The sequence below is a fragment of the Streptoverticillium olivoreticuli subsp. olivoreticuli genome, from assembly GCF_003391135.1.
In the GTDB taxonomy this organism is placed as follows: Bacteria; Actinomycetota; Actinomycetes; order Streptomycetales; family Streptomycetaceae; genus Streptomyces; species Streptomyces blastmyceticus.
Genome location: NZ_CP031455.1, coordinates 5,664,597 through 5,691,420 on the forward strand (window position 1 = coordinate 5,664,597; position 26,824 = coordinate 5,691,420).

26 protein-coding genes are annotated in these 26,824 nt (G+C 72.3%); 17 read left to right on the forward strand and 9 right to left on the reverse strand.

The annotated features are described in order from the left end of the window. Positions 1–43 precede the first annotated feature (43 nt). The 4 genes from DXZ73_RS25110 to DXZ73_RS25125 form a co-directional block, all read right to left on the reverse strand. Positions 44–868 (reverse strand): SAM-dependent methyltransferase, encoded by an 825-nt coding sequence (locus DXZ73_RS25110; protein ID WP_116213317.1) that lies wholly within the window; start codon positions 866–868, stop codon positions 44–46. A gap of 41 nt (positions 869–909) precedes the next feature. Then, on the reverse strand, positions 910–2,289 hold the full coding sequence (locus DXZ73_RS25115) for a sensor histidine kinase (protein WP_116213318.1): 1,380 nt from the start codon (positions 2,287–2,289) through the stop codon (positions 910–912). Further along, complete coding sequence (locus DXZ73_RS25120; protein ID WP_116213319.1) at positions 2,286–3,020, reverse strand: response regulator transcription factor; 735 nt, start codon at positions 3,018–3,020, stop codon at positions 2,286–2,288. The genes DXZ73_RS25115 and DXZ73_RS25120 overlap by 4 nt, the downstream gene beginning before the upstream one ends. Before the next feature lie 85 nt (positions 3,021–3,105). Next, the gene (locus tag DXZ73_RS25125) at positions 3,106–4,248 is read right to left on the reverse strand and encodes a S1C family serine protease (protein WP_116213320.1); all 1,143 of its coding nucleotides are present in this window, start codon (positions 4,246–4,248) and stop codon (positions 3,106–3,108) included. Between the two features lie 179 nt (positions 4,249–4,427). Here DXZ73_RS25125 and DXZ73_RS25130 point away from each other — a divergent pair, with 179 nt between their 5' ends. Further along, entirely contained in the window at positions 4,428–4,670 is a 243-nt protein-coding gene (locus DXZ73_RS25130; protein ID WP_116215839.1) for a DUF1876 domain-containing protein, read from the forward strand. A 118-nt stretch (positions 4,671–4,788) separates the two neighbouring features. Here the strand turns inward: DXZ73_RS25130 and DXZ73_RS25135 are convergent, their stop codons facing one another. Then, on the reverse strand, positions 4,789–6,582 hold the full coding sequence (locus DXZ73_RS25135) for a bifunctional metallophosphatase/5'-nucleotidase (RefSeq protein ID WP_116213321.1): 1,794 nt from the start codon (positions 6,580–6,582) through the stop codon (positions 4,789–4,791). Between the two features lie 128 nt (positions 6,583–6,710). Here DXZ73_RS25135 and mshD point away from each other — a divergent pair, with 128 nt between their 5' ends. From mshD to DXZ73_RS25165, 6 genes are all read left to right on the forward strand, one after another. Further along, on the forward strand, positions 6,711–7,634 hold the full coding sequence (mshD, locus tag DXZ73_RS25140) for a mycothiol synthase (RefSeq protein ID WP_116213322.1): 924 nt from the start codon (positions 6,711–6,713) through the stop codon (positions 7,632–7,634). 82 nt (positions 7,635–7,716) lie between these two features. Next, positions 7,717–8,106 carry a GntR family transcriptional regulator gene (locus tag DXZ73_RS25145; RefSeq protein WP_116215840.1) on the forward strand — a complete coding sequence of 130 codons (390 nt, stop codon included), beginning with the start codon at positions 7,717–7,719 and terminating at the stop codon, positions 8,104–8,106. Positions 8,107–8,170: 64 nt separating this feature from the next. Then, positions 8,171–9,166: an ABC transporter ATP-binding protein gene (locus DXZ73_RS25150; protein WP_116213323.1), complete on the forward strand. Its 996-nt coding sequence runs from the start codon at positions 8,171–8,173 to the stop codon at positions 9,164–9,166. A 204-nt stretch (positions 9,167–9,370) separates the two neighbouring features. After that, positions 9,371–11,656, forward strand: coding sequence for an RNA degradosome polyphosphate kinase (locus tag DXZ73_RS25155; protein WP_240351481.1), 2,286 nt, complete (start codon positions 9,371–9,373; stop codon positions 11,654–11,656). A 37-nt stretch (positions 11,657–11,693) separates the two neighbouring features. Next, positions 11,694–12,740 (forward strand): CHAD domain-containing protein, encoded by a 1,047-nt coding sequence (locus DXZ73_RS25160; RefSeq protein WP_116213325.1) that lies wholly within the window; start codon positions 11,694–11,696, stop codon positions 12,738–12,740. Continuing rightward, positions 12,737–13,150, forward strand: a complete 414-nt coding sequence (locus DXZ73_RS25165) for an NUDIX hydrolase (protein WP_116213326.1) — start codon at positions 12,737–12,739, stop codon at positions 13,148–13,150. The genes DXZ73_RS25160 and DXZ73_RS25165 overlap by 4 nt, the downstream gene beginning before the upstream one ends. 140 nt (positions 13,151–13,290) lie before the next feature. On the opposite strand, the gene DXZ73_RS25170 is transcribed toward DXZ73_RS25165, so the two are convergent. Next, positions 13,291–14,127, reverse strand: a complete 837-nt coding sequence (locus tag DXZ73_RS25170) for a class I SAM-dependent methyltransferase (RefSeq protein ID WP_116213327.1) — start codon at positions 14,125–14,127, stop codon at positions 13,291–13,293. A gap of 179 nt (positions 14,128–14,306) precedes the next feature. On the opposite strand from DXZ73_RS25170, the gene mshA reads away from it, so the two are divergent. Both mshA and DXZ73_RS25180 read left to right on the forward strand, forming a co-directional pair. Next, the gene (gene mshA, locus DXZ73_RS25175) at positions 14,307–15,668 is read left to right on the forward strand and encodes a D-inositol-3-phosphate glycosyltransferase (RefSeq protein WP_425315861.1); all 1,362 of its coding nucleotides are present in this window, start codon (positions 14,307–14,309) and stop codon (positions 15,666–15,668) included. Continuing rightward, positions 15,661–16,152 (forward strand): YbjN domain-containing protein, encoded by a 492-nt coding sequence (locus DXZ73_RS25180; protein ID WP_116213328.1) that lies wholly within the window; start codon positions 15,661–15,663, stop codon positions 16,150–16,152. Before mshA ends, DXZ73_RS25180 begins: the two co-directional genes overlap by 8 nt. A 134-nt stretch (positions 16,153–16,286) precedes the next feature. Here DXZ73_RS25180 and DXZ73_RS25185 read toward each other — a convergent pair whose 3' ends face one another. Beyond that, complete coding sequence (locus tag DXZ73_RS25185; protein WP_116213329.1) at positions 16,287–17,543, reverse strand: MDR family MFS transporter; 1,257 nt, start codon at positions 17,541–17,543, stop codon at positions 16,287–16,289. Between the two features lie 153 nt (positions 17,544–17,696). Between DXZ73_RS25185 and DXZ73_RS25190 the strand changes: the two genes are divergently transcribed. The 3 genes from DXZ73_RS25190 (at position 17,697) to DXZ73_RS25200 (ending at position 20,184) form a co-directional block, all read left to right on the forward strand. Continuing rightward, the gene (locus tag DXZ73_RS25190) at positions 17,697–18,458 is read left to right on the forward strand and encodes a phosphoglyceromutase (RefSeq protein WP_116215842.1); all 762 of its coding nucleotides are present in this window, start codon (positions 17,697–17,699) and stop codon (positions 18,456–18,458) included. Positions 18,459–18,660: 202 nt separating this feature from the next. Further along, positions 18,661–19,353 (forward strand): hypothetical protein, encoded by a 693-nt coding sequence (locus DXZ73_RS38340; RefSeq protein WP_162890325.1) that lies wholly within the window; start codon positions 18,661–18,663, stop codon positions 19,351–19,353. A gap of 24 nt (positions 19,354–19,377) precedes the next feature. Continuing rightward, positions 19,378–20,184, forward strand: coding sequence for a class F sortase (locus DXZ73_RS25200; protein ID WP_116213330.1), 807 nt, complete (start codon positions 19,378–19,380; stop codon positions 20,182–20,184). 320 nt (positions 20,185–20,504) lie between these two features. Here DXZ73_RS25200 and phoU read toward each other — a convergent pair whose 3' ends face one another. Next, positions 20,505–21,194 (reverse strand): phosphate signaling complex protein PhoU, encoded by a 690-nt coding sequence (phoU, locus tag DXZ73_RS25205; RefSeq protein ID WP_116213331.1) that lies wholly within the window; start codon positions 21,192–21,194, stop codon positions 20,505–20,507. A 197-nt stretch (positions 21,195–21,391) separates the two neighbouring features. Between phoU and DXZ73_RS25210 the strand changes: the two genes are divergently transcribed. Together DXZ73_RS25210 and DXZ73_RS25215 are read left to right on the forward strand one after the other, a co-directional pair. Further along, positions 21,392–22,627, forward strand: a complete 1,236-nt coding sequence (locus DXZ73_RS25210) for a sensor histidine kinase (protein WP_116213332.1) — start codon at positions 21,392–21,394, stop codon at positions 22,625–22,627. Between the two features lie 58 nt (positions 22,628–22,685). Continuing rightward, on the forward strand, positions 22,686–23,366 hold the full coding sequence (locus DXZ73_RS25215; protein ID WP_017242433.1) for a response regulator transcription factor: 681 nt from the start codon (positions 22,686–22,688) through the stop codon (positions 23,364–23,366). 102 nt (positions 23,367–23,468) lie between these two features. Here the strand turns inward: DXZ73_RS25215 and DXZ73_RS25220 are convergent, their stop codons facing one another. Beyond that, positions 23,469–24,158, reverse strand: a complete 690-nt coding sequence (locus tag DXZ73_RS25220; protein ID WP_116213333.1) for a DUF461 domain-containing protein — start codon at positions 24,156–24,158, stop codon at positions 23,469–23,471. Between the two features lie 544 nt (positions 24,159–24,702). Between DXZ73_RS25220 and DXZ73_RS25230 the strand changes: the two genes are divergently transcribed. The 3 genes from DXZ73_RS25230 (at position 24,703) to ispF (ending at position 26,726) form a co-directional block, all read left to right on the forward strand. After that, a complete protein-coding gene (locus DXZ73_RS25230; protein ID WP_003953493.1) occupies positions 24,703–25,185 on the forward strand; it encodes a CarD family transcriptional regulator in 483 nt (160 codons plus the stop codon). Positions 25,186–25,465: 280 nt separating this feature from the next. Beyond that, entirely contained in the window at positions 25,466–26,236 is a 771-nt protein-coding gene (gene ispD, locus DXZ73_RS25235) for a 2-C-methyl-D-erythritol 4-phosphate cytidylyltransferase (protein ID WP_116213334.1), read from the forward strand. Further along, positions 26,223–26,726: a 2-C-methyl-D-erythritol 2,4-cyclodiphosphate synthase gene (gene ispF, locus DXZ73_RS25240; RefSeq protein ID WP_116213335.1), complete on the forward strand. Its 504-nt coding sequence runs from the start codon at positions 26,223–26,225 to the stop codon at positions 26,724–26,726. Before ispD ends, ispF begins: the two co-directional genes overlap by 14 nt. Positions 26,727–26,824 lie beyond the last annotated feature (98 nt).

Sequence of the window (26,824 nt, forward strand, 5' to 3'; positions counted from 1 at the left end):
CCGGGGCGCACGCCCCGGGCCCGGAATCAGCGCGCTCCGGCCGTCACACCCTGCGCGCGTGGAAGATGCCCCACTTCAGCAGCCCCTTCGCGCACGCCGCCGCCACCTGCGGGAGGCTCTCGCGCAGGCCCTCCAAGTACGCCGCGCTGACCGACGCCACAAGAGTCGGGGACGGGTCGCGGACCTCGTCGGTGAGGCGTTCGTAGTGGGTCTGGAGGTGTTCGCCGAGGTCCTCGAAGCTCACGTCGGAGAGCGGCAGCGACCGCAGCTGCTCGTCGTAGAAGGCGGGCGTCGCGAAGCCCGTGACCGTCAGCCGGTCCGTGAGCGGGCGCAGTTCGTCGGCGGGGGCGTCCTCGACGGCCATGAAGTCGGTGAGGACCAGGTGCCCGCCGGGCTTGAGGACGCGCACCGCCTCGCGCAGGACCGTCGCCCGGTCGGGACTGTGGCACAGCGCGTCCTGGGACCAGACCACGTCGTACGCGCCGTCCGGCGCGGGCACGTCCTGGAAGGAGCCGGTCACCACGTCGATCAGCCCGTCGAGGCCGCGCTCGGCGTTGATCTCGCGGTGCCGGCGGTTCTGCACCTCGCTGATGTTCAGGCCGGTGACGCGACAGCCGAACCGCTCGGCCAACTGCCGTGCCGCGCCGCCGTACCCGGACCCCAGGTCCAGGATCGCGCGCCCCGGCCCGAGCGCGTCCGCGGCCTTCGCCGCCATCCGCTCGACGGTGCGCCGGGCCGCGACACCGATCGCTTCGCGCTCGTCGGTGTAGATCCCGACGTGGATGTTCTCCCCGCCCCACGCCTGCGCGTAGAAGCCGTCGACATCGCCGGTGTCGTAGTACGTACGTGCCACGTTGTCCTGGGTCATGGCACATACCTGGGCACCGGGCGGCGGACGCAAACCCCGCGCTAGAGAACCGGCGGAGCCGTCGCCGCGCCCGGCAGCCGTACGGACGCCACCGCGCCGCCGTGCTCCGCCGGGGCGAGGGAGACCTCGCCGCCCGCCTGGCGGATCGTGCGGGCCACGATGGACAGGCCCAGGCCGCTGCCCGGGAGGCTGCGGGCCGAGGGGGAGCGCCAGAATCGGTCGAAGACGTGGGGGAGTTCGTCGGCGGGGATGCCGGGGCCGTGGTCGCGCACGGTCAGCTCGCCGCCGGTCAGGGTGACCTCCACCGTGCCGCCGGGCGGGCTGAACTTCACCGCGTTGTCCAGGAGGTTGACCAGGGCGCGCTCCAGGGCAGCCGGTTCGGCGCGTACGAACCAGGGGTCCAGCCGCACCGCGAACGTCAGGCCCGCGCCGCGCAGCCGGGCCCGCTCCACCGCGCGCCCGGCCGCCTCGTGCAGGGCGATCACCTGCACCGGGCCGCCGTCGGAGGCCGAGTCCGGGCGGGAAAGCTCCTGGAGGTCGCCGATCAGGGCCGCGAGCTCCGTCATCTGCGCCTTGACGCTGGCGAGCAGCGCCTTGCGGTCCTCAGGGGGGATCGCCCGGCCGGTCTCCTCGCTCCGCACGAGCAGGTCGATGTTGGTGCGCAGCGACGTCAGCGGCGTCCGCAGCTCGTGCCCGGCGTCGGCGATCAGCTGCTGCTGGCGGTCGCGGGAGGAGGCGAGGGCGGCCGTCATGGAGTTGAAGGAGCGGGAGAGGCGGGCGATCTCGTCCTCGCCGTCGACGGGGATGCGCACGGCGAGGTCTTCCGTACGGGCGATGTGCTCGACCGTGTCGGTGAGCCGGTCCACGGGCCGCAGCCCGGCGCGGGCGATGCCCAGGCCCGCGGTGGCGGCGCCGAGGACACCGATCCCGGCGGTGACGGCGAGGGCGATGGCGAGCTTGTTGAGCGGCCGGTCGATGTCGCTGAGGGGCTGCGCGATGGAGACCGCGTACACGCCCGGCACATTGCTCGCCGAGGTGGCGACGCGCATCTCCTGGCCGTTCTTCGCCCGGCCGTCGTGCAGCACCGGACCCCGGTCCAGGGAGACGGCCAGGTCCTCGGAGTCCACCTCGACGGGCGACTTGCCCGGGGTGGTGCAGATCGCGCCGGACGTCGTGATGATCTGGAAGGTGTACTGGCTGGGGCCGGTCCGCAGCCCCGCGCCGCAGGAGCGCAGCAGGTCGACGACGGTCTCGTCCGTCGGGCGCACGTTGGTGAGCGTGGTGTCCCGCTGCTGTTCGAGCTGCTGCTTGAGGACGAACCAGGACACTCCCGCGACCGCCGCGACGGCGACGGCGACTGCCACAGCCGACAGGAGCGCGAGCCGGGAGCGCAGGCTCAGCCGCCGGAATCTCCCGGTCATTCGGAGCCGCCGCCGTCCGCCCGCAGGACGTAGCCGACGCCGCGGACGGTGTGGACGAGCCGGGGCTCGCCGCCCGCCTCCGTCTTGCGGCGCAGATACATCACGTACACGTCGAGGGAGTTGGAGGAGGGCTCGAACTCGAAGCCCCAGACCGACTTCAGGATCTGCTCCCGGGTGAGGACCTGCCGCGGATGTGTGAGGAACAGCTCCAGCAGCGTGAACTCCGTGCGGGTCAGCTCGACCGGCCGGCTGCCGCGCGCCACCTCGCGCGTGGTGAGGTCCATGCGCAGGTCGGCGAAGGAGAGCGTGTGGGAGACGGCCTCGGCGGCCGCCGCCGCGTAGGAGCTGCGGCGCAGCAGGGCGCGGATGCGGGCCAGCAGCTCGTCCAGCTCGAAGGGCTTGACCAGATAGTCGTCGGCCCCGGCGTCGAGGCCGGTGACGCGGTCGCCGACGGTGTCGCGGGCGGTGAGCATGAGGATGGGCACGGTGACCCCGGAGGCGCGCAGCCGGCGGGCGGCGGTCAGGCCGTCCATGCGGGGCATCAGCACGTCGAGGACGATCAGCTCCGGGTCGTACGCGGCGACCTTCTCCAGCGCGTCGAGTCCGTCGACGGCCAGCTCGGTGCCGTACCCCTCGAAGGCGAGGCTGCGGCGCAGGGCCTCGCGGACGGCGGGCTCGTCGTCCACGATCAGGACGCGGGCGGGCTGGTCGCCGTGCTCGGCGGGGCTCATCGGCTTACCTCACGGGTGTACGGGTGTCTCCTGTCCCTCTCAGCGTCGCACGGCGGAGGGTGGCCGGGCGCTCCTCCGCCGCCGGTCAGCTGCCGCCCGCCCGGAGCTTCGCCAGGTCGGCCTTGACGGTGTTGATCGGGATCGCGAAGCCGAGGCCGACGCTGCCCGCGGAGTCGCCGGAGCCGCCCGAGGAAGCGGACGAGTACATCGCCGAGTTGATGCCGATGATCTCGCCGCTCATGTTGATCAGCGCGCCGCCGGAGTTGCCGGGGTTGAGGGAGGCGTCCGTCTGGATGGCCTTGTAGGTGGTCTTGGAGGAGCCGGTGTCGCCGTTGTACTGGTTGCCGCCGAACTCGAACGGCCACTGCGGGAGGCCACGGCCCTGCCGCTGCTGCCCCTGGCCCTGGCCCTGCTCCTTGGCGACGGTGACGTCGCGGTTGAGGGCGGAGACGATGCCGCTGGTCACGGTGCCGGTGAGGCCCTCGGGGGAGCCGATCGCGACGACGTCGTCACCGACCCGGAGCTTGCCGGAGTCGCCGAGGCTGGCCGCCTTGAGGCCGCTCGCGCCGTTCACCTTGATCAGGGCCAGGTCCTTGTCGGGGTCGGTGCCGACGACCTTCGCGGTCCTGCTGCTGCCGTCGCTGAAGGAGACCTTCACGGTGTCGGCGCCGGAGACCACGTGGTTGTTGGTGATGATCTCGCCGTCGCTCGTGATGACGACGCCGGAGCCGGTGGACTCGCCGGAGGTGGTGGTCGCCTTGATCTCCACGATGCTGGGGCTGACGGCCTTGGCCACGGCGGAGACGCCGCTGGTCTTGGAGGAGGCGTTCTCCACGGGCGTGGAGTGGCTGCTGCTGCCGGAGCGGGTGGTGAGCTCGCCGACGAGGGCGGCCGAGCCGCCGCCGACGACGGCCGCGACGATCGCGCAGGCGGCGAGGAGGGCGACGGGGCGGCGGGCGCGGGGCGCGGCGTGGCTGTTGCCGCCGCCGTTGCCGGGGCCTTCGGGGGCGTCGAAGCCGACGTGGCCGCCGCCTCCGGGGCCGCCCGTGCCACCGCTGTGCGGGGTGCCGCCGTCGTACGGGCCGCTGCCGTCGCCCGGCCAGACGGTGACGCCCGTCGCCGTGGTGACCGGCTGCTGCGGGGCGTACGGCGGCTGGGCCGGGTACGCGAAGGGCTGCTGCGGGAACTCGGGGTCCTGGGCGCCGTTGCGGCGGTCGTTGTCCGTCATGGCTATGACTGTCCTCCGGCTATATGAAAACCGTCTGAGTGAGCCCTGAGAAGCCCGACAGAAGCGGGTATGCCCGGTATAAGGGCGGAGGTTCGGCTGTTCGGGCGCATGGGGTTTGAGGCGTGCGGATACGGGCTAATTTGTGCCAGATCTCGGGGTCCGGCGTGGAGAGGGCGATCATGCAGCAGGTTGCGGGCTGGCACGTGGAAGTCGAGTTCGCCGAGGATGAGACGCATACGCGGGCGGCGGCGCTGCTGCGGCTGCGGGACGGCACGGAGCTGAGGGGGCGGGGCCAGGCCACGCGCGACCCCCGGGACCCGGACGAGCGGCGGATCGGCGAGGAGCTCGCGGGCGGGCGGGCGCTGCTCGACATCGGGCAGCAGCTTTTGGTGAAGGCCGGGGCTGAGGTCCAGAATCTGTGACCCCCCGGGGCTTCGCCCCGGACCCCGAAGCACGCTTCGCGCGCTGTCCTCAAACGCCGGACGGGCTGGATTTCGCTGATGCGGGTGCGAAATCGAGCCCGTCCAGTCGTCTGTTCCGCTACTTCACCACCGTGATCCGGTCCGCCTTCGGCGGGGCCAGCGGGGTGGACTTCGAGGAGTGCGCCGTCAGGTAGGCGTTGAAGACGTCCAGGTCCGACGCCCCGATGCGCTTGTTCTTGCCGTCCTTGAACGCCGGGAAGCCGTCACCGCCGCCCGCGAGGAACGCGTTCGCCGCGACGCGGTAGGTCTTCGCCGGGTCGATCGCCGCGCCGCCGAGCTTCACCGAGGAGACGTCGATCCGGGCCGCGCCCTTCTTCGTCAGGTCGAGCGTGTAGGTCAGGCCCTTGCTGATCTGGAGGATGATCGGCTGGGCCTCGTTGGCGCCGCTGACCTGCTGCTGGAGCAGGGAGAGGAGCTGGGCGCCGGAGAGGTCGACCGTGGCCATCATGTTCGTGAAGGGCTGCACGGTGAACGACTCGCCGTACGTCACGACGCCGTCCCCTTCCGAGCCCGACGCCTTGTAGGCGAGGTCGGAGCGGATGCCGCCGGGGTTCATGAACGCGATCTGGGCGCCGCCCTTGTCGGCCGGTGCGAGGGCCTCCAACTGCGCGTCGGCGATGAGGTCGCCGAGCGGCTTCTCGTACCCCTCCGCGCCACGGCCGTTGATGTCGGCGGAGATGTAGCCCACGGGCCTGTCGGCCACCGGCGCGGCCAGCTTCCTCCAGCGGTCGACGAGGGCCGTCATGTCGGGGGCCTTCGGCTGGTTGCGGTCCACGACGTGGTTGCCCGTGCGGGGGCTCTTGACGGCCGTGCGGACGATGTCCTTCGTCCGCCGGTCGTACGTCAGCGTGGTGTCGGTGTACAGCCGCCCGAAGGACGCCGCCGAGGTGACCGTGCGGGGCGCGCCCGACGGGTCGGGGATGGTGCAGGTGTACGCCGCGTGCGTGTGGCCGGTGACGAGGGCGTCGACCTTCGGCGTGACCTTCTTGGCGATGTCCACGATGGGGCCGGAGATCCCGGCGCCCGCGCCCGGGGTGTCGCAGTTGTAGTTGTACGCGCCGGAGGCCGGCAGCCCGCCCTCGTGGATGAGGGCGACGATCGACTTCACGCCCTGGCGGTCGAGCTCCGCGGCGTACTTGTTGATCGTCTCGACCTCGTCACCGAACTTCAGGCCCTTCACGCCCTCCGCGGTGACGACGTCCGGCGTGCCCTTGAGGGTGACGCCGATGAAGCCGATCTTCACGCCGTTGCGCTTCCAGACCGTGTACGGCTTGAGGATGGGCTTGCCGGTCTTCTCGTCCGTGACGTTCGCGGCGAGGTACGGGAAGTCGGCGCCCCGGAACTTCTTGCCCTTCTCGAAGCAGCCGTCCGTCGGGTGGCAGCCGCCCTTCTGCATCCGCGTCAGCTCCGCGCGGCCCTCGTCGAACTCGTGGTTGCCGACGGAAGTGACGTCCAGCCCGAGCTTGTTCATCGCCTCGATGCTCGGCTCGTCGTGGAACAGCCCCGACATCAGCGGGCTGGCCCCGATCAGGTCGCCGGCCGCGGCGGTCACGGAATAGGGGTGCCCCTTGCGCGCCGTGCGCAGCGAGTTGGCGAGGTACTCCACGCCGCCCGCGGGTATGACCTTCTTGCTCCCGTCCGGCTGCAGCTCGGTGACGGTGCCGGAGGAGCCCTGCGGGGGCTCCAGGTTGCCGTGGAAGTCGTTGAAGGAGAGCAGCTGTACGTCGACCGTACGGGAGTGGTGGGCGCTCGCGGGACCGGCCGTGGCGAGGACACCGGCGGTGGCGGCGAGGACGGCGACGGCGGTGCTCAGCCGTCTGGAGAGGCGCTTCCGTGGCGGCGTCGCGTGCATTTGTTCCCCTTTATGCATATGTGGTTGTTGCTCGGTCGCCGGAATTTTATGTTCAACGCGCGTAGCGCGTCAGGAGCGTTGAGGTGACGATTCAGTAGCTCCTGATGCCGAGGTCGTAGGCTCGACCCATGAGTGACGTCGCGAACAACACAGGCGGGCAGCGGTCGATCGAGGTCGTGGAGGAGCTCGCGCCCGAGATGGCGCGGGATGTGCTGCGGCTGGTGGAGGAAGCCGCCGCCGTCGACGGCCAGCCGGCCGTCTCGGAGCAGGGGCGCCTGCAGCTGCGCGGGCGGCGCGCGGGCGTCCGGCACGTCCTGCTGCGCGACGACGAGGGCGAGCTCATCGGCTATGGGCAGCTGGAGGACAGCGACCCCGTGGAGGCGCCCGCGGGCGAACTCGTCGTGCACCCCGACCGGCGTGGCCGCGGGTACGGGCGGACGCTGGGCGGCGCGCTGCTCGCGGAGTCCGGCAAGCGGCTGCGCATCTGGGCGCACGGCGGGCACCCCGCCGCGCGGCACCTCGCGCAGGTGCTCGGGCTGAGCCTCTTCCGCGAGCTCCGCCAGATGCGGCGCCCGCTGGCCGGACTGGACCTCCCCGACGCGCGCCTGCCGGACGGCGTGACCGTACGGACCTTCCGCCCCGGCGAGGACGACGCGGCGTGGCTCGCCCTGAACGCGGCCGCCTTCGCGCACCACCCCGAGCAGGGCTCGCTGACGCAGCGGGACCTCGACGACCGCAAGGCGGCGAGCTGGTTCGACCCGGAGGGCTTCTTCCTCGCGGAGCGCGAGGGGGAGATCGTCGGCTTCCACTGGACGAAGGTGCACGCGGAGGAGGGACTGGGCGAGGTCTACGTCCTCGGGGTCCGGCCCGGCGTCCAGGGCGGCGGGCTCGGCAAGTCCCTGACGACGATCGGACTGCGGCACCTGGAGGCCGAGGGGCTGCCGACGGCGATGCTGTACGTGGACGCGGACAACCTGCCGGCGGTGGCGGTCTACGAGCGGCTGGGGTTCGCGGTGCACGAGACGGACCTGATGTACCGCACCGAGAGCTGATCCCGTCTCGACGCCGACAGCATTTGACAGCCGCCGATCACATGCATCACCCTTTCACTAGTCAAGTAGTGGAAGGGTGATCGTGGTCGAGTTCCGGATCGACCGGCGCAGTGGGGTGGCCACCTACCTGCAGATCGTTCATCAGGTGGAGCAAGCCCTCCGGCTGGGTCTGCTCGCGCCGGGCGACAAGCTGCCCACGGCCAAAGAGGTCGTCGCGGCCACGGCCATCAATCCCAACACCGTGCTGAAGGCGTACCGCGAGCTCACCCGGGACGGCCTGGTCGAGGCGCGCCCGGGGCTCGGGACGTTCGTACGGCGCTCCCTCGCGCGCCCGCAGGCCGGCGCGGACTCGCCGCTGCGCGCCGAACTCGCCGACTGGATGGAGCGCGCCCACGCGGCGGGGCTCGCCAGGGAGGACGTCTCCGCGCTGGTCACGTCCGTGCTGGAGGAGCGCTTCGAGGGCCCCGCGTGACCACGGTCCGCACGGTCTGAACGCCATGTGGACAAGCGTGGACAAGCGTGAACAAGAGGGCCCGATGACCGATTTCACCTTCCGCCCCGGCCGCACCGCCCTGGAAGCGGTCGGGCTCGGCATGAGGCACCGGCGCGCCTGGGCGCTGCGCGACTGCTCCTTCCGGCTGCCCGCGGGCCGCGTCTGCGCGCTCGTCGGGCCGAACGGCGCGGGCAAGACCACGCTGCTGTCCCTGGCCGCCGGGCTGCGCAGACCCACCGAGGGCTCGCTCACCGTCCTCGGCGGGCGCCCCGGCGGCGCGGAGGTGCGGCCCCGCGTCGCGTACCTCTCGCAGGACAAGCCGCTGTACGCCCGGTTCACCATCGCCGACACCCTCCGCATGGGCCGCGAGCTCAACCCCGCGAGCTGGGACCAGGCCACCGCCGAGCGGCTCGTGGACGACGGCGGGCTGTCGCCGGGCGCGCGCGTCGGCGACCTCTCCGGCGGGCAGCGCACCCGCGTCGCGCTGGCGCTCGCGCTGGGCAAGCGGCCCGAACTCCTGCTCCTGGACGAGCCGATGGCCGACCTCGACCCGCTCTCGCGCCATCAGATGACGACCGCCCTCATGACCGCGGCCGCCGAGCGCGCCGTCACCGTCGTCATGGCCTCGCACATCCTCGCCGAGCTCGACGGGATCTGCGACTACCTGCTGCTGGTGGCCGACGGCAAGGTGCGGCTCGCGGGCGAGGTCGAGGACCTGCTCGCCGCCCACACGCTGCTCGTCGGCTGGCACGAGCAGTCGGGCGCGCCGCGGGAGTTCGCCGCCCACACGGTCGTGGAGACGCGCCGGACGGGCCGTCAGCTCACCGCGCTCATACGCCCCGACGGGCGCCCCGTGCGCGGCGAGTGGCAGATGTCGGAGCCGACCCTGGAGGAACTCCTCCTCGCCCACCTCCGCGCACCGGACGCACCGCCCCTGCTCACACCGAGCGCGGAACCGCGCGCGGGGAGCAAGGCCGTGGGCGCCTTCGCGGTCAGGAACCGGCCGGGTCCTGCGGCATCGAGCCCGTACGGCGCCTGAGCCCGCCGTCGCAGGTGGCACGCCCCTTCCGGAAGGGCTCCGCTTTCCTTAGCGCCATGTGGGCGTTACCCGTGATTCAACAGCGGTTGCGAGTCTTGCCGAATGCAGCCCGCCGTGCACCGTGCACCCGACCGACGGCTACGCGCCGCCGTGGCGCCCGTCTCCGACGCGCCCACCCCGCCCGTGACGCGGAACAATGAAGGCATGACCTCGTCGAGCGCCCAGGCACACGGCCATCCGCACGGAGACGGTTTCGACAATCGGCAGCCTTCCGTCGGCTCCATCGCCGCCCACCGGCCGTACGCGGTCATGGCCCCGGACTCGCCGGGCCTGGAGCCCGACCTGGACGCCTCGGACCTGGGTACCTACGGTGACCCCGCGTACGGCGACGAGGGCCTGGAGGGCGCATACGGAGCGGAGCCGCTGCCGCACGGACGGTTCCTGGACCGGGAGCGCAGCTGGCTGGCCTTCAACGAGCGGGTGCTGGAGCTCGCCGAGGACCCGGCGACCCCGCTGCTGGAGCGGGCGAACTTCCTCGCGATCTTCGCGAGCAACCTGGACGAGTTCTTCATGGTGCGCGTCGCCGGGCTCAAGCGCCGGATCGCCACCGGCGTCGCCACCCGCTCCGCCTCCGGCCTCCAGCCCCGCGAGGTGCTGGAGCAGATCTGGACCCGCTCCCGCGAGCTCATGGCCCGGCACGCCGCCTGCTACCAGCAGGACGTCGCGCCCGAGCTCGCCGAGCGCGGCATCCACCTGATCCGCTGGCCCGAGCTGACCGAGAAGGAGCAGGGCCGCCTCTTCACCCTCTTCCGGCAGCAGATCTTCCCCGTCCTGACGCCGCTGGCCGTCGACCCCGCGCACCCCTTCCCGTACATCTCGGGGCTCTCCCTCAACCTCGCCGTCGTCGTGCGCAACCCCGTCAGCGGGCACGACCACTTCGCACGCGTGAAGGTGCCGCCGCTGCTGTCCCGCTTCCTGGAGGCCTCCCCGCAGCGGTACGTCCCGCTGGAGGACGTGATCGCGGCCCACCTGGAGGAGCTGTTCCCCGGCATGGAGGTGCTCGCGCACCACATGTTCCGGGTGACCCGCAACGAGGACCTGGAGGTCGAGGAGGACGACGCGGAGAACCTGCTCCAGGCGCTGGAGAAGGAGCTCATGCGGCGCCGCTTCGGGCCGCCCGTGCGGCTGGAGGTCGAGGAGACCATCGACCCGTACGTCCTCGACCTGCTCGTCCGCGAGCTGAAGATCAGCGACGCCGAGGTCTACCCACTGCCAGGCCCCCTCGACCTGACCGCGCTCTTCCGGATAGCGACCCTGGACCGGCCCGAGCTGAAGTACCCCAAGTTCGTGGCCGGCACCCACCGGGACCTCGCCGAGGTCGAGTCCGCCTCCGCGCCCGACATCTTCGCCGCCCTGCGCGAGCGGGACGTGCTCCTGCACCACCCGTACGACTCCTTCTCCACCTCCGTGCAGGCGTTCCTGGAGCAGGCGGCGGCCGACCCGGACGTCCTCGCGATCAAGCAGACGCTCTACCGCACCTCCGGCGACTCGCCGATCGTCGACGCCCTCATAGACGCCGCGGAATCCGGCAAACAGGTCCTCGTCCTCGTCGAGATCAAGGCCCGCTTCGACGAGCAGGCCAACATCAAGTGGGCGCGCAAGCTGGAAGAGGCCGGCTGCCACGTCGTCTACGGCCTGGTGGGCCTGAAGACGCACTGCAAGCTGTCGCTCGTGGTGCGGCAGGAGGGCGACACCCTGCGCCGCTACTCCCACGTGGGCACCGGCAACTACCACCCCAAGACCGCGCGCCTCTACGAGGACCTCGGGCTGCTCACCGCCGACCCGCAGGTCGGCGCGGACCTCTCCGACCTCTTCAACCGGCTGTCCGGCTACTCCCGCCGCGAGACCTACCGGCGGCTGCTCGTCGCCCCCCGGTCGCTGCGCGACGGGCTCGTCGCCCGGATCGCCAAGGAGGTCGCGCACCACCGCGCCGGGCGGCCCGCCTACATCCGCATCAAGGTCAACTCGATGGTCGACGAGGCCGTCGTCGACGCCCTCTACCGGGCGGCGCGCGAAGGCGTGCCGGTGGACATCTGGGTGCGCGGCATCTGCGCGCTGCGGCCGGGAGTGACCGGGCTCTCGGAGAACATCCGGGTGCGCAGCGTCCTCGGCCGGTTCCTCGAACACTCCCGGATATTCGCGTTCGGGAACGGCGGCGACCCGGAGGTCTGGCTCGGCAGCGCCGACATGATGCACCGCAACCTGGACCGGCGCATCGAGGCGCTGGTGCGGGTCACCGATCCGGCGCACCGGGCCTCGCTCGGCCGGCTGCTGGAGACCGGGATGTCCGACTCCACCGCTTCCTGGCACCTGGGCCCGGACGGCGGCTGGCGGCGGCACGCGACGGACGCCGACGGGCAGCCGCTGCGCAACGTACAGGAGATGCTCATAGACGCCCGGAGGCGCCGGCGTGGCTCAGCGACCCCATGACCAGCCGCTTACGGTCACCGTGGCCGGGGGGCGGGAAATGACGACGACACAGCGGCCGGCCGCGCCGGACCCGGCCGTGGACACGGCGGCCTCCGGTGAGGTGCTGGCGGACTATCTGCACGGCCAGGCGGCCGAGTTCCTGCGCAGCCTGCGGCTGCACGGCGACAGCGGCGCGGGCGCCGAGGACGCGACCGAGGCCGCCCGGCTGCTGCGCCGCTCGGCCCGCCGCATCTCCGGGGCCCTGCACGTCTACCGGCCGCTCACCGACACGGCCTGGACGGACCACCTCCGCTCCGAGCTGCTGTGGCTGTCCGAGACGCTGGGGCGCGAATACGCCTACGCGGCGAGGCTGGCCCGGCTGCGGGGGGCGCTGCACCGGCTGTCCGGGTCGGCGCCCTGCGAGGAGCGGGCCTGGAGCGGGCTGACGGTCGGCGCCGCGCGGGCGGGCGCACTGCTCGAACGCCAGCTGACGCTGGCCAGGACCCGTGCGCACTCGGCGGCGCTGCAGGCCCTCGGCTCCTCGCGGTTCCACGCCGTCGCCGACGCGGCCGCCGTACTCGCCTCCGAGGTGCCGCTCGACCCGGCCGCGCACGACCTGCTCGCCCGCGAGGCGCTGCCCCGGCTCGTGGAGCAGACCCACCGGCGGCTGGTCGAGGCCGTCGAGCTGCTGCCGCTGTCCGTCGCCGGGCACCCGTACAACGCGGAGGCCCTCACCCACGGGCTCGCCGCGGTCCCGTCCTCCGACGCGCCGCCCGCGGAGGCGCGCCAGGACGCGCCGTGGCACCACGTGCGCAAGCTCGTACGGCTGCGGCGGTACGCGCAGGAGGTTCTCGACGAGCACGGGCAGGGCGAGGTCGAACCCTCCCTCTCCGTAGGGCTGCTGAACGCGGGTCAGGCCCTGGACCGGCACCGCGACGCCGCCGAGGCGGCCGCCGCCGCCGCGGCCGCCGCCCGCACCCCGAGGATCGCCCCGGCCACGGCGTACGCCCTCGGCGTGCTCCACGCCGACCAGCGGCACGAGGTGGAGGCGGCGCGCTTCGCGTTCGGCCGGGTCTGGCAGCGGACGGGGGTGGCGGGGCTGTGAGGGACGACGTCATCCGGGCGGCGGGGTGCGTGCTGTGGCGGCACTCGCCGCTCGACGGCGGGCTGGAGATCGCGCTCGTCCACCGGCCGCGCTACGACGACTGGTCGCACCCCAAGGGCAAGCTCAAGCGCGGCGAGGACGCGCTGAGCGGCGCGGTGCGCGAGGTGCTGGAGGAGACGGGCATGGCGTGCGAGGTGGGGACGCCGCTGCCGACGGCGCACTACGCGGTGGCCGGGCGGCCGAAGGAGGTGCGCTACTGGGCGGCCCGCGCGACGTCGGGCGCGTTCGCGCCGAACCGTGAGGTGGACGCGCTCCTGTGGCTGCCACCGGTGGCAGCGCGGGCTCGCCTGACGCAGGAGCGGGACCGTTCGCTGGTGGATGCGTTGCTTTCGGCGCTGCATGTGTCGTGAGCGGCTTCCGGGTGCGGGCCCGTTGCGCCTGCGGCGGGCTTTCCCCCACCCCGCCCCTTCCCGAAACCGGGGCTCGCGCCCCGGACCCCCGGCTGTCCCTCCGTTGCCGCCTGCGGCGGGAGCGCCCTACGGGCGCGTCCTCAAACGCCGGACGGGCTGAATTGCCAGCCGCGCGGCGCCAGCGCGTCCCAGCGCACCGTGAGTTCCCCCTGGCGCCACCGCCGCGCGTCATCCGTCAGCGGCCACTCCGCCGCCAGCGAAGCCGCCGTACGGATCCACCGCTGCCGCGCGCTGAGCGCCGAATACGGCGCGGCCGCCGCCCAGGCCCGGTCGAAGTCCCGCAGGAACGCGTGCACCGGCTCGCCCGGGACATTGCGGTGGATGAGCGCCTTCGGCAGGCGTTCCGCCAGATCGGACGGGGTGTCGAGCGAGCCGAGGCGGGCCGCGAAGGTGACCGTGCGGGGGCCTTCCGGGCCGAGCGCGACCCAGACGTGACGGCGCCCGATCTCGTCGCACGTGCCCTCCACCAGCAGCCCGCCCGGCGCGAGGCGCGCGCACAGCCGTGACCAGACGGCGGTGACCTCGTCCTCGTCGTACTGCCGCAGCACGTTCGCCGCCCGGATCAGCGCGGGCGCCCGGCCCGTACCGCCGCTCAGGGGGACCTCGAAGCCGCCGTGCGCGAAGGACAGGCCGTCGCGCTCGTACGGCTTCGCCGCGGCGACCCGCCCGGGGTCTATCTCCACGCCGACGACCTCCGCCGCCGCGCACACGGTGCGCAGCCGGGCGAGCAGCTCGACGGCCGTCCAGGGCGCCGCCCCGTAGCCGAGGTCGACGGCGACGGGGTCCGCGCTGCGGCGCAGGGCGGGGCCGTGGGTGCGGGCGATCCAGCGGTCCATGCGGCGCAGCCGGTTGGGGTTGGTCGTCCCCCGGGTGGCCGTCCCGATGGGGCGGCGGGCGGGGGCGGTACGGCTGGCCATGCGCTCAACTCTAGGCCAGCGCGCCCGCGCGGCCGCCGCCGTCGGGCGGGGCCCGCCGCACGGCCCCACGCGTCCCCGGGTCACACTTTGGTAAAGGGGAAATGGGAGGCGACCTCCGCGACGTTGCCCCCTTGTAACGCGCTGAATGCCCCCCAAGAAGCGGACGGAGGACTCACCCGGTGAGCCAGTACGCATCCAGGCTCGGCGCACGCCGCGGCCGCGCGCTCGGCACTTTCGCCCAGAGCCCGCTGCGCCGCATCGGCACCCCTCGTCGCCCCCGTCGCATCGCGATGCTGAGCGTCCACACGTCCCCGTTGCACCAGCCCGGCACGGGCGACGCGGGCGGCATGAACGTCTACATCGTCGAGCTCGCCAAGCGCCTCGCCGCGCTCGACATCGAGGTCGAGATCTTCACCCGGGCCACCACCGGGTCGCTCCCGCCCGCCGTGGAGCTGGCCCCGGGCGTCCTGGTGCGGCACATCGACGCGGGCCCGTACGAGGGGCTGGCCAAGGAGGAGCTGCCCGCGCAGCTGTGCGCGTTCACGCACGGCGTGATGCAGGCGTGGGCGGGCCACCGGCCGGGCCACTACGACCTGGTGCACTCGCACTACTGGCTGTCCGGCCACGTCGGCTGGCTCGCGGCGGAGCGCTGGGGCGTGCCGCTCGTGCACGCCATGCACACCATGGCGAAGGTCAAGAACGCCGCGCTCGCCGCGGGCGACACCCCCGAGCCCGCCGCGCGGGTGATCGGCGAGACGCAGATCGTCCGGGCGGCGGACCGGCTGATCGCCAACACCGACGGCGAGGCCGAGGAACTCGTACGGCACTACGACGCCGCGCCCGGCAAGGTCGCCGTGGTCCACCCCGGGGTGAACCTCGACCGCTTCACCCCGAGCGGCGGGCGCGCGGCGGCGCGCGAGCGGCTCGGGCTGTCGGCCGACGCCCTGATACCGCTCTTCGCGGGGCGCATCCAGCCGCTGAAGGCGCCCGACATCCTGCTGCGCGCGGTCGCCGAGCTCCTCGAACAGGACCCCGGCCTGCGCACGCGGCTGGTCGTCCCGGTGGTCGGCGGGCCCAGCGGCAGCGGCCTGGCCAAGCCGGAGGAGCTGCACAAGCTGGCCGCCCGGCTGGGCATCACCGACGTCGTACGGTTCCGCCCGCCGGTCGGCCAGGAGCAGCTCGCGGACTGGTACCGGGCCGCGTCCGTGCTGGTCATGCCGTCGTACAGCGAGTCCTTCGGCCTGGTGGCCGCGGAGGCGCAGGCGTGCGGCACGCCCGTCGTCGCGGCGGCCGTGGGCGGGCTGCCCGTGGCCGTGCGGGACGGCGTCAGCGGCTTCCTCGTCGACGGCCACGACCCCGCCGACTACGCGCGTGCGCTGCGCCGCTTCGCCGACCAGCCCTCGCTCGCGGACGCGATGGGCGCGGCGGCGGCCCGGCACGCGCGGTCCTTCGGCTGGGACACGGCCGCGGCCGCCACGGCCGACGTGTACACCGCGGCGATCCAGGACCGGCGGCGTCGCCTACGCTCGTCGCATGTCTGACGCGAAATCCGTCATCGAGCAGACGTTCCACGAGGCGGGCCTCGAATGGGAGAGCCCCGCCGACGGTACGTATGTGGTCAAACTCCCCGGCACCCGCAAGCTGTCGACGACCGTCTCCCTGATCGTCGGCAAGCACTCGCTGTCGGTCAACGCCTTCGTCGTGCGCCGCCCCGACGAGAACCACGAGGCGGTGCACCGCTGGCTGCTGGAGCGCAACACGCGGCTGTACGGCGTGGCCTACGCGATGGACCGGCTCGGCGACATCTACCTCGTCGGACGCCTGCCGCTGGCCGCGGTCACCCCGGACGAGATCGACCGCATCCTGGGGACGGTGCTGGAGAACGCGGACGGCAGCTTCAACACCCTGCTGGAGATGGGCTTCGCGAGCGCGATCCGCAAGGAGTACGCGTGGCGCACGTCGCGCGGCGAGTCGACGCGCAACCTGGAGGCGTTCGCGCGCTTGACGTCGAAGGCGGACGACTGACGCGGCTCGCCGGGCCGCACCCGGGCACGGGTCCGGGGCGGAGCCCCGGCCGCGGCGGAGCCGCGCATCAGATTGGGGGCACCTCCCAGCGGTAGCTGGGGGAGGGAAGGGGCGGGGTAGGGGAACAAGCCCCGTCAGACCGACGCCGGCTCCGCCACCCGCTCGGCCTCCACCCGCTCCACGGAGCCCCGGGACAGAGACCGGTTCAACGCCCAGTACCCCACCCCCGCCACGCTCCCCACAACCGCACACCCCGCCCACAGCGCACCCGCCCCGTAAGCGTCGAGCACCGCCCCGCCCGCCAGCGGAGCGACCAGCGCGGCGCCCGACCAGGACAGGGAGTAGACGCCCTGGTAGCGGCCGCGGCCTTGGACGGGGGAGAGGCGGACGACGAGGCCCATCTGGGTGGGGGAGTTGACGATTTCCGCCAGGGACCAGACGCAGACGGTCAGCATGTAGGCGGCGAGCGACCCGCCGGCAAAGGCGGTGAGCCCGAAGCCGTACCCCCCGAGCAGGGCCGAGATCACCAGCAGCCGCCCCGGGTCGCGGTGCTCGATGAAGCGGGTCACGGGGATCTGGAGGGCCACGATCAGCACGCCGTTGACGGCGATGGCCATGCCGTAGTCGGTGGTGGAGAAGCCGTCCTTCGCCATCGCGACGGGCAGCGCAACCGAGGACTGCAGGAAGATCAGGGCGAGCAGGAAGGACAGCCCGACCACGCTCATGTAGCGCCCGTCGCGCAGCACGGTGCCCATGCTGATCGCGGGCTCGTCCTCGCCGGTGGCCTCCGGCGCGGCCGGGCGGGACTCGGGGAGCTTGACGAACACGAGGATCGCGCACAGGAGCGTCATGGCCGCTTCGCCGAGGAAGCCGATGAGGTAGCTGTACTGCGCGATGAACCCGGCCGCGGCCGACGAGATCGCGAAGCCGAGGTTGATGGCCCAGTAGTTCAGGGCGAAGGCCCGCACGCGGTCCTCGGGCGCCACGATGTCCGCCATCATCGCCTGCACCGCCGGGCGGGAGGCGTTGGCGGCCATGCCCACCACGAAGGCCACCGCCGCGATGGCCACCGGGCCCTGCGCGAAGCCCAGCACGGCCACGGACACCGCGGTCGAGGTCTGGGCGATCAGCAGCGTGGGCCTGCGGCCCAGCCGGTCGGCCAGCACGCCCCCGCCGATCGAGGAGACGACGCTGCCGAGGCCGTGCAGGGCGGCGACCAGCCCCGCGTACGAGGCCGAGTAGCCCTGGTCGACGGTGAGATAGAGGGCGAGGAAGACCGAGACGAACGCCCCGAGGCGGTTGACCAGGGTCGAGGTCCACAGCCACCAGAAGTCCCGGGGCAACCCCGAGACGCTCTCCCTCGCGGCGCGCCCGACGCTCGCTACGGACATTCCCCAACCCCCGGTATGTAAGTGTCTCCTGTGAAGCTCGCAACTTACATAGCTCTGTTCCCGGGGCGCCACTCAATTGACGGCGGTGGTCAATCGTCCGTACCACGGCAGGGGCTTTCAGCACCACCCCTGCCGTCGATTACGCTCATGGGCATGGCCGACGCACCGTACAAGCTGATCCTCCTCCGCCACGGCGAGAGCGAGTGGAACGCCAAGAACCTGTTCACCGGCTGGGTGGACGTCAACCTGAACGAGAAGGGCGAGAAGGAGGCTGTCCGGGGCGGTGAGCTGCTCAAGGACGCCGGCCTGCTCCCCGATGTGGTCCACACCTCCCTCCAGAAGCGCGCCATCCGCACCGCGCAGCTCGCGCTGGAGTCCGCGGACCGCCACTGGATCCCCGTCCACCGCTCCTGGCGGCTGAACGAGCGCCACTACGGCGCCCTCCAGGGCAAGGACAAGGCCCAGACCCTGGCCGAGTTCGGCGAGGAGCAGTTCATGCTCTGGCGCCGTTCCTACGACACCCCGCCGCCCGCCCTGGAGGACGGCACCGAGTTCTCGCAGAGCGACGACCCGCGCTACGCCTCGATCCCGAGCGAGCTGCGCCCGCGCACCGAGTGCCTCAAGGACGTCGTCACGCGCATGCTGCCGTACTGGTACGACGGCATCGTCCCGGACCTGCTGGCCGGCCGTACGGTCCTGGTCGCCGCGCACGGCAACTCCCTGCGCGCCCTGGTCAAGCACCTCGACGGCATCTCCGACGCAGACATCGCGGGCCTGAACATCCCCACCGGCATCCCGCTCGCCTACGAGCTCGACGCCGACTTCCGCCCCGTCAAGAAGGGCGGCACCTACCTCGACCCGGAGGCCGCCAAGGCCGCCATCGAGGCCGTGAAGAACCAGGGCAAGAAGAAGTAGCCCGCACCACCTCGGGCGGATCCCGCCCGAAACCCGCTCGGAAAAGGCCCCCTGCCTGCGGTTTCACCGCGGACAGGGGGCCTTTGCGCGGCGCTTCGCGTGGTGACGCAGAGCAAGTTGGTCACCGAATGGAGCAAGAGAACCACGGTGCGGATGCGACACGTGAGTAGCGGGGTGAGCCTCTTGTCAAGGAGGTAACACCATGGATTCAATCCGTACCGCTCTGTGCGGCGCCGCGGTAGTCGCGGCCTGTGCAGTTCCCGCAGCTCCCGCCTACGCCTTCGGCAACCTGGGCAACCTGGCGACCCCGGCGGAGAAGGCCGCGCCCGCGGTCCCCTCCACCGGCCACGACCGGGACCGGGAGGACTGCGACGACGACCACGACGGTCGTTGGGACCATGACGGCCGTCACGACGGGCGTCACGACCACGACGGGCGTCACGACGGCCGCCACGACGGCCGGTGGGACGACGACGACTGCGACGACGACGGCGACGGGCGTCACGACCACGACGGCCGCCACGACGGCCGTGAGGACCACGACGGCCGTCACGACGGTCGCCACGACCACGACGGCCGCGAGGACCACGGCGGGCGTCACGACCACGAGGGCCGGCACGACCACGACGGTCGCCACGACGGCCGTGAGGACCACGACGGCCGCCACGACGGCCGCGAGGACCACGGCGGGCGTCACGACGGCCGTCACGAGGGTCGCCACGACGAGCACCGGCCGCACGGGCACGCCCACGCGGGTGGTGGAGCCACCGCACTGATGGCCTCCTCCACGGAGTCCGGCGACACCCCCGTCCTCATCCTCGCCGCGGGAGCCACGGTCGGCATAGCGGGCGGCATGTTCTGGTACCGCCGCCGGGCCGCCTCGGCCAAGCAGTGATGTGACGGGAAGCGAACAGGCAACATGTCAGAACAGCGCACAGGCGGCTTCACCAAGCGCCTGCTGACAGGGGTGGCCTGGGCGGCCGTGGTGCTCGCCCTGTGCCTGGTAGGCAGCGGTGACACCGACGAGCCGATGGTCAAGGCCCGCAAGACCGGTGGAACCGCGGCCAAGAGCCACCCTCCCGCGCACGGCCTGCCCCCGGTACACGAACCGTTGCCGGGGGCGGGCCCCCAAGGAATCGTCATCAAGGCCATGGGGGTCAAGGCCCCGATCGAAGGCCACGGCCTCGACGCGCAGGGCGGCGTCGAAGCGCCCCCCTACGAGCGGGCCAACGCCGTCTCCTGGTACCAGGACGGCCCGCAGCCCGGCACCCCGGGCGTCGCCGTCCTCGTCGGCCACGTGGACACCAAGAAGGCCCCGGCCGTCTTCTACGAACTGAGCAACACCAAGCCCGGCGTGAAGATCAACGTCAGCCGCTCGGACGGCTCCACCGCGGAGTTCACCGTCGAGGACGTCGCCGTCGTCCCCAACGACCACTGGGACGACGACAAGGTCTACGGACCGCGCGACAAGGACGACCCGGACCGCCCGGAGCTGCGCCTGCTCACCTGTGGCGGCGACTACGACCGCGGCAAGCACACCTACACGGCCAACATCGTGGTCTACGCCTACCTCACCGGCAGTGTGGAGCCGAAGGTCGCGCCCCCGGCGCCTCCCGCGCCACCGCCAGCGCCCCCGGCGCCCCCCGCACCTCCGGCGCCCGTGCCCCCGCCGCCCGCCGCGCAGGACACGGCGGCGGCAGGCGGGCCCCATCCCTACCGCCCGTAGCGCGGGGCGCGCGAAACGCGAAAGGGGCCCCCGGCCGGGGACATCCGGCCGGGGGCCCGCTTCCGTGAGTGACGTGCGCGTGGGCGGCTAGCCGCAACCGCCGCCGCACTGGCACGAGCCGCCGCTCTGGCAGCCGCAGGAGCAGCCGGGACCACAGGTGCATCCCGCGGCCGGAGTGGGAGGGGTGTGGGTCATATGCGGTACCTCCTCGAAGGGTGGTCTGCCTGACCCACAGTCAAGGACGGTCCGCTTCGCCCGTCAATGCCCCTCGCGTACGTATGTCCGGGCGCATGGAGGGTGTGTGGGAGCACTCCCCGAGGTCATGCGCCGTCGACTGCTCCCGTGCGCCCCTCGCCCTGGGACAGCTCGTCCGCGTGCTCGCCGGTCACCAGATAGACCACCCGCTTGGCGACCGAGACGGCGTGATCGGCGAACCGCTCGTAGTAGCGGCCCAGCAGCGTCACGTCGACGGCCGTCTCGATGCCGTGCTGCCAGCGGTCGTCCATCAGGTGCTGGAAGAGCGCGCGGTGCAGCAGGTCCATCGCGTCGTCGTCCTGCTCCAGCTGGAGCGCCAGGTCGACGTCCTTGGTGATGATCACCTCGCCCGCCTTGGCCATCAGGCGCTGCGCCAGCTGGCCCATCTCCAGGATCGTGGCGTGCAGGTCGCGCGGCACCGCCGTGTCCGGGAAGCGCAGCCGGGCCAGCTTGGCCACGTGCTGCGCGAGGTCCCCGGAGCGCTCCAGGTCGGCGCTCATCCGCAGCGAGGTGACCACGATCCGCAGATCGGTGGCGACCGGCTGCTGGCGGGCCAGCAGGGCGATCGCCCGCGCCTCCAGATCGCGCTGGAGGTCGTCCACCTTGGCGTCCGCGGCGATCACGGACTCCGCCAGCTTGAGGTCCGCGTCCAGGATCGCCGTGGTGGCGCGCCCGATCGCGGAGCCCACGAGCCGGGCCATCTCGACGAGGCCCTCGCCGATCGAGTCGAGCTCCTCGTGGTACGCGTCCCGCATCCTGACCTTCTCTCTGAGTAACGGTGGGCGAGGAGTGCCTCGGCCGCCCACGGTCCCCACGTTCCGGCCGGAACGCTACGGCCGGCAGCCTCCGGAGTGAACCCGCGCCGTCCTCAAGGTGAACTCTCGGCAACGTATGTTCGAGGTGGCACTCGTTTGGCTGTGGATGTGTCGTACCCCCCGCATAACCTTGACTCATGAACATGGACGCGGCCGTCGCCGCAGCGGCAGCGATCGCCGGCCTGTGCACCGGCGTGATCGCCATGCTGGCGTTCCGCTGGAGCGAGCGCGACCAGGCCCGGCCGACCCGCAGCTCACTGCACACGGACGCCGTGCTTCCCCCCGGCGTGGACACGGTGCTCTCCGTGCTGCGCTCCTCCGCGGTCGTCCTCGACGAGGCCGACACCGTGGTCAAGGCCAGCTCCGCGGCGTACGCCCTGGGGCTGGTCCGCGGCGGGAAGCTGGCCGTCGAGCCGATGCTCCAGATGGCGCGCGACACCCGCCGCGACGGCGAGATACGCCAGGTCGAGCTCGACCTGCCCCGGCGCGGCACGGGCCGCGGCGACGCCCTCGCGGTTTCGGCCAGAGTGGCACCGCTCGGCTCCCGGCTGGTGCTCCTGCTGGTCGAGGATCTCACCGAGGCCCGCCGCATCGAGGCCGTCCGCCGCGACTTCGTCGCCAACGTCAGCCATGAGCTCAAGACGCCGGTCGGCGCGCTCTCCCTGCTGTCCGAGGCCGTCATGGACGCCGCCGAGGACCCGGAGGCCGTCAACCGCTTTGCGGGCCGGATGCAGATCGAGGCCACCCGGCTGACCAACCTCGTCCAGGAGCTCATCGACCTCTCCCGCGTGCAGAACGACGACCCGCTGGAGGACTCCGAGCCCGTCCGGGTCGACGAGCTGGTCGCCGAGGCCATCGACCGCTGCCGCCACCAGGCCGGCACCAAGCAGATCACCATGGCCGCAGGAGGCACCGCCGACCTGCACGTCTGGGGCAACCGCGGCCAGCTCGCCGCCGCCCTGGGCAACCTCGTGGAGAACGCGGTCAACTACAGTCCCGCCCGTACGAGGGTCGGCATCGCGGCCCGCCACATCACCGCACCCGGCGGCGACCTCATCGAGATCGCCGTCACCGACCAGGGCATCGGCATCTCGGAGAAGGACCGCGAGCGGATCTTCGAGCGCTTCTACCGCGTAGACCCGGCGCGCTCGCGCGCCACCGGCGGGACCGGCCTCGGCCTCGCCATCGTCAAGCACGTGGCAGCCTCGCACGGCGGGGAGGTCACGGTCTGGAGCGCCGAGGGCCAGGGCTCCACCTTCACCCTGCGGCTCCCGGAGGCGGGCTCGGTCCGCGACCGGGACCGCCGCGGGCCCCGCCGCATCGACGACTCCTTCATCAGCGAACACCTTCCCACTCCGGAGGTGCTTCCGTGACCCGCGATCGGGGAACGACCCCCGTTACCCCCACACAGACCCGACCGGAGGTCCATCCGTGACCCGTGTGCTCGTCGTCGAGGACGAGGAATCCTTCAGCGACGCTTTGTCCTACATGCTCCGCAAGGAAGGGTTCGAGGTCGCCGTCGCGGCCACCGGGCCCGACGGGCTGGACGAGTTCGAGCGCAACGGCGCCGACCTGGTCCTGCTCGACCTGATGCTCCCCGGCCTGCCCGGCACGGAGGTCTGCCGCCAGCTGCGCGGGCGCTCCAATGTGCCGGTCATCATGGTGACCGCCAAGGACAGCGAGATCGACAAGGTCGTCGGCCTGGAAATAGGAGCCGACGACTATGTGACCAAGCCCTTCTCGTCCCGGGAGCTGGTGGCCCGCATCAGGGCCGTCCTGCGCCGCCGTGGCGAGCCGGAGGAGGTCACCCCCGCGGCCCTGGAGGCGGGCCCCGTCCGGATGGACGTCGACCGGCACGTCGTCACCGTGTCGGGCGGCAAGGTCGACCTGCCGCTGAAGGAGTTCGACCTCCTGGAGATGCTGCTCCGCAACGCGGGCCGGGTGCTCACCCGGATGCAGCTCATCGACCGGGTCTGGGGCGCGGACTACGTCGGCGACACCAAGACCCTCGACGTGCACGTCAAGCGGCTGCGCGCCAAGATCGAGCCCGACCCGGGCGCGCCGCGCTATCTGGTGACGGTGCGCGGGCTGGGCTACAAGTTCGAGCCGTAGCCGGCGGGCGTACGGGCGGCCGCGCGCGGCCGCCCGGCGCCGGAACCACGCCGAGGGGCCCGGGAGCGCTGCTTCCGGGCCCCTCGGCGTCAGGTCGTCGGCTCAGTGACCGGCGTGCTGCCGGCCGCCCTGCGACGGCTCACCGGTGCCCGGCTTGCCGCTGCCCTGCTGGGCGCCCGCCGGGGCTTCCGAGGCGCCCGTGGAGGCCTCGTCGCCGGGCTTGCCGGCCTGGCCGCCCGGCTTGCCCGACTGCGACGGGGAGGCGGGTGCCGAGGGCGCCTCGGTGGGGCCCCACTCCTTGAAGTAGCTCTTCGCGGGCATGACGAAGGCGCCGATGCCCACCTCGCCGGTGTCGCTGAAGTCGAACGTCAGCTTCTGCTGCTCGCCGTCCTTGAGCGCCTCACGGCCGTTCGGCAGGACCGCCGAGGCGTTGCCCTTGCCGCCGAGGACGACGGAGCCGTGCGCGGGCACGACGAGCTGGCCGGAGCCACCCGCAGGGGTGATCTTCACGGTCGCGTTCTTGCCGACGAGGGAGACCGCCTTGAGCGTCTGGTCCTTGTCGCCGTTGTTGAAGAGCTTGCCGGTGATCACGGCCGGGCCCTTGGCGTCCAGGTCCGGCTGGGTGATCACGTTCATGTTCTGGAGCTTGATGTCGCCGACCGAGGTGGCGGCGTTGTCCGGCTTGACCTCCAGCGTCTGCGCGCTGTTGCCCGCCGCGCAGGCGGAGAGCGAGGCGATCGAGAGCACGAGGGCGGAAGCGGCGAGAGTGCCGCGTCGAAGGCTGCTGCTCACGGCGGCGGCATCTCCTTGGACGAAGTAAGAGGTGTGTCAGCGCGCTTAGGTTACCGAGCCCCCCGCGGGCCCTCGCACCCGACCCGCCCCCATGGTCAACTAGGCCCCTGTCGGCGGCATGGCCGAATATCCGCCCCGAACACCCATGGGGCCGGGTGACGGGTGATGCGGGGGATTATCCGCAGGGAATGCGGGAGGCTCCGGGAAGATGTTCGGGAATTGATCAAGACGGTCGTGATCAATTCCGGAATCCGGGCGATGAAGAGAGTCCGGCCCCGAACGGAGTAGCGGAAGTCCGCCGACCGGACCCCGGCAAAACGGGACGTTCGACCGCTCGCGAGCCTCTCCGTGCGCGTGTAACGTGCCCGTTTCGCCTTGCCCGAAGAACCGCTCCGACCTGCGAATACCCGCTTCCGGAAGCCTCCCGCAGCACGTTCCGGTTGCTGTTGTCAAGCCCTGAGATATGCCCTGACCTGCGGAAACGCCATTCAGAACGGGCAGTTCCCGTGTTAGACTGGATAGCCACGGAAGGGGTACCTGTCACATGACGTTCAAGGTTGGCGACACCGTGGTCTATCCCCATCACGGGGCCGCGCTGATCGAGGCCATCGAAACTCGCCAGATCAAAGGCGTGGACAAGACCTACTTGGTGCTGAAGGTCGCCCAGGGTGACCTGACGGTTCGGGTGCCGGCGGACAATGCGGAGTTCGTCGGTGTGCGCGATGTGGTCGGCCAGGATGGGCTGGACCGGGTCTTCGAGGTGCTCCGCGCACCGTATGCGGAAGAGCCGACGAACTGGTCCCGTCGCTACAAGGCAAATCTCGAGAAGCTCGCGTCCGGTGACGTGATCAAGGTCGCCGAGGTCGTGCGCGACCTGTGGCGTCGTGAGCGCGAGCGCGGTCTCTCCGCCGGTGAGAAGCGCATGCTCGCGAAGGCGCGCCAGATCCTGGTCAGCGAGCTCGCTCTCGCGGAGAACACCAACGAGGACAAGGCCGAGGCCCTGCTCGACGAGGTTCTCGCGTCCTGACGCAGCGCTCCACTCGTCATTGAGGGAGCACAGCAGCGCTGCGCGCAACGCAGCAGGTGCCGGACGAAAGAAGTGCCGCGGTGCCCGTGCGATGACGACAGTCATCCGCCGGGCGCTGCGGCATCTCTGCTCAGGCGCCGAAGTTCACGCTCTGCTTGGCGTGCCGGGCCCGGGCAGTCGACCCGACCAGTGTCACGGAAGGGGCTGGTCGGGGCGTCGTGCCCGGCACGCTGAGGCCATACCCAATTCGGCCGAGGAAGCAAACCTGAACGCCAACGCAATGTCTGATCGAGCCCCCGCCGTCACTCCTTCGCGCACCGCCGCGGTGATCCCCGCGGCCGGCCGCGGCGTCCGCCTCGGCCCGGGTGCCCCCAAGGCCCTGCGCACGCTCAACGGCACCCCGATGCTGGTCCACGCCGTGCGCGCGATGGCAGCCTCCCGGGCCGTGGGACTCGTCGTCGTGGTCGCCCCGCCGGACGGTGCTCCCGAGGTCCGCAACCTCCTCGATGCCTATCCGCTGACCGGCCACGACCCTGCCGAGATCCTGGTCGTCCCCGGTGGCGGGACCCGGCAGGAGTCCGTCCGCCTCGGCCTCAAGGCCCTCCCCGGCGACGTCGACACCGTCCTCGTGCACGACGCCGCGCGCCCGCTGGTGCCCGTCGACACCGTCGACGCCGTGATCTCCGCCGTACGGGACGGCGCCCCCGCCGTCGTGCCGGCGCTGCCCCTCGCCGACACCGTCAAGCAGGTCGAGCCCCGCACGGGTGACGCCGCGGGCGAGCCCGAGCGCGTCGTCGGAACGCCCGAGCGGGCGCTGCTGCGGGCCGTGCAGACCCCGCAGGGCTTCGACCGGCGCACCCTCGACGAGGCGCACGAGCAGATCGTCACGGAGGGCGAGGGCGCCACGGACGACGCCGGGCTCGTGGAGCGGCTCGGCCGGCCCGTCGTGGTCGTGCCCGGCCACGAAGAGGCGTTCAAGGTGACCAGGCCGCTGGACCTCGTCCTGGCCGAGGCCGTACTCGCCCGCAGGAGGGCCAATGACCGGTATTAGCCGTCCCGCCCAGGTCATGCCCCTGGTGGGCATCGGCACGGACGTGCACGCCTTCGAGGAGGGCCGCGAGCTGTGGTGCGCGGGCCTGCTCTGGGAGGACGCCACGCACGGCCTCGCGGGCCACTCCGACGGTGACGTCGCCGCGCACGCGGCGTGCGACGCGCTGTTCTCCGCCGCGGGCGCCGGCGACCTCGGCGAGCACTTCGGCACGGACCGCCCCGAGTGGTCCGGCGCCTCCGGCGTCACCCTGCTGGCCGAAGCGGCGCGGATCGTCCGCTCGGCGGGCTTCGAGATCGGCAATGTCTCGGTCCAGGTGATCGGCGTGCGCCCGAAAATCGGCAAGCGGCGCGAGGAGGCCCAGAAGGCCCTCTCCGAGGCGATCGGGGCCCCGGTGTCGGTCTCCGGCACCACGAGCGACGGTCTGGGCCTCACGGGCCGCGCGGAGGGCCTGGCGGCCGTCGCCACGGCGCTGGTCTTCCCCAGGGTCTGACCGGACCCGCCCTCGGGGGCATACGGTGGTCGACGCACGGTGACCCGGTGGTCGCCGTGCGTGAGGCCCGCCTCAGCCGTCACCCGAGGGAAGGATCC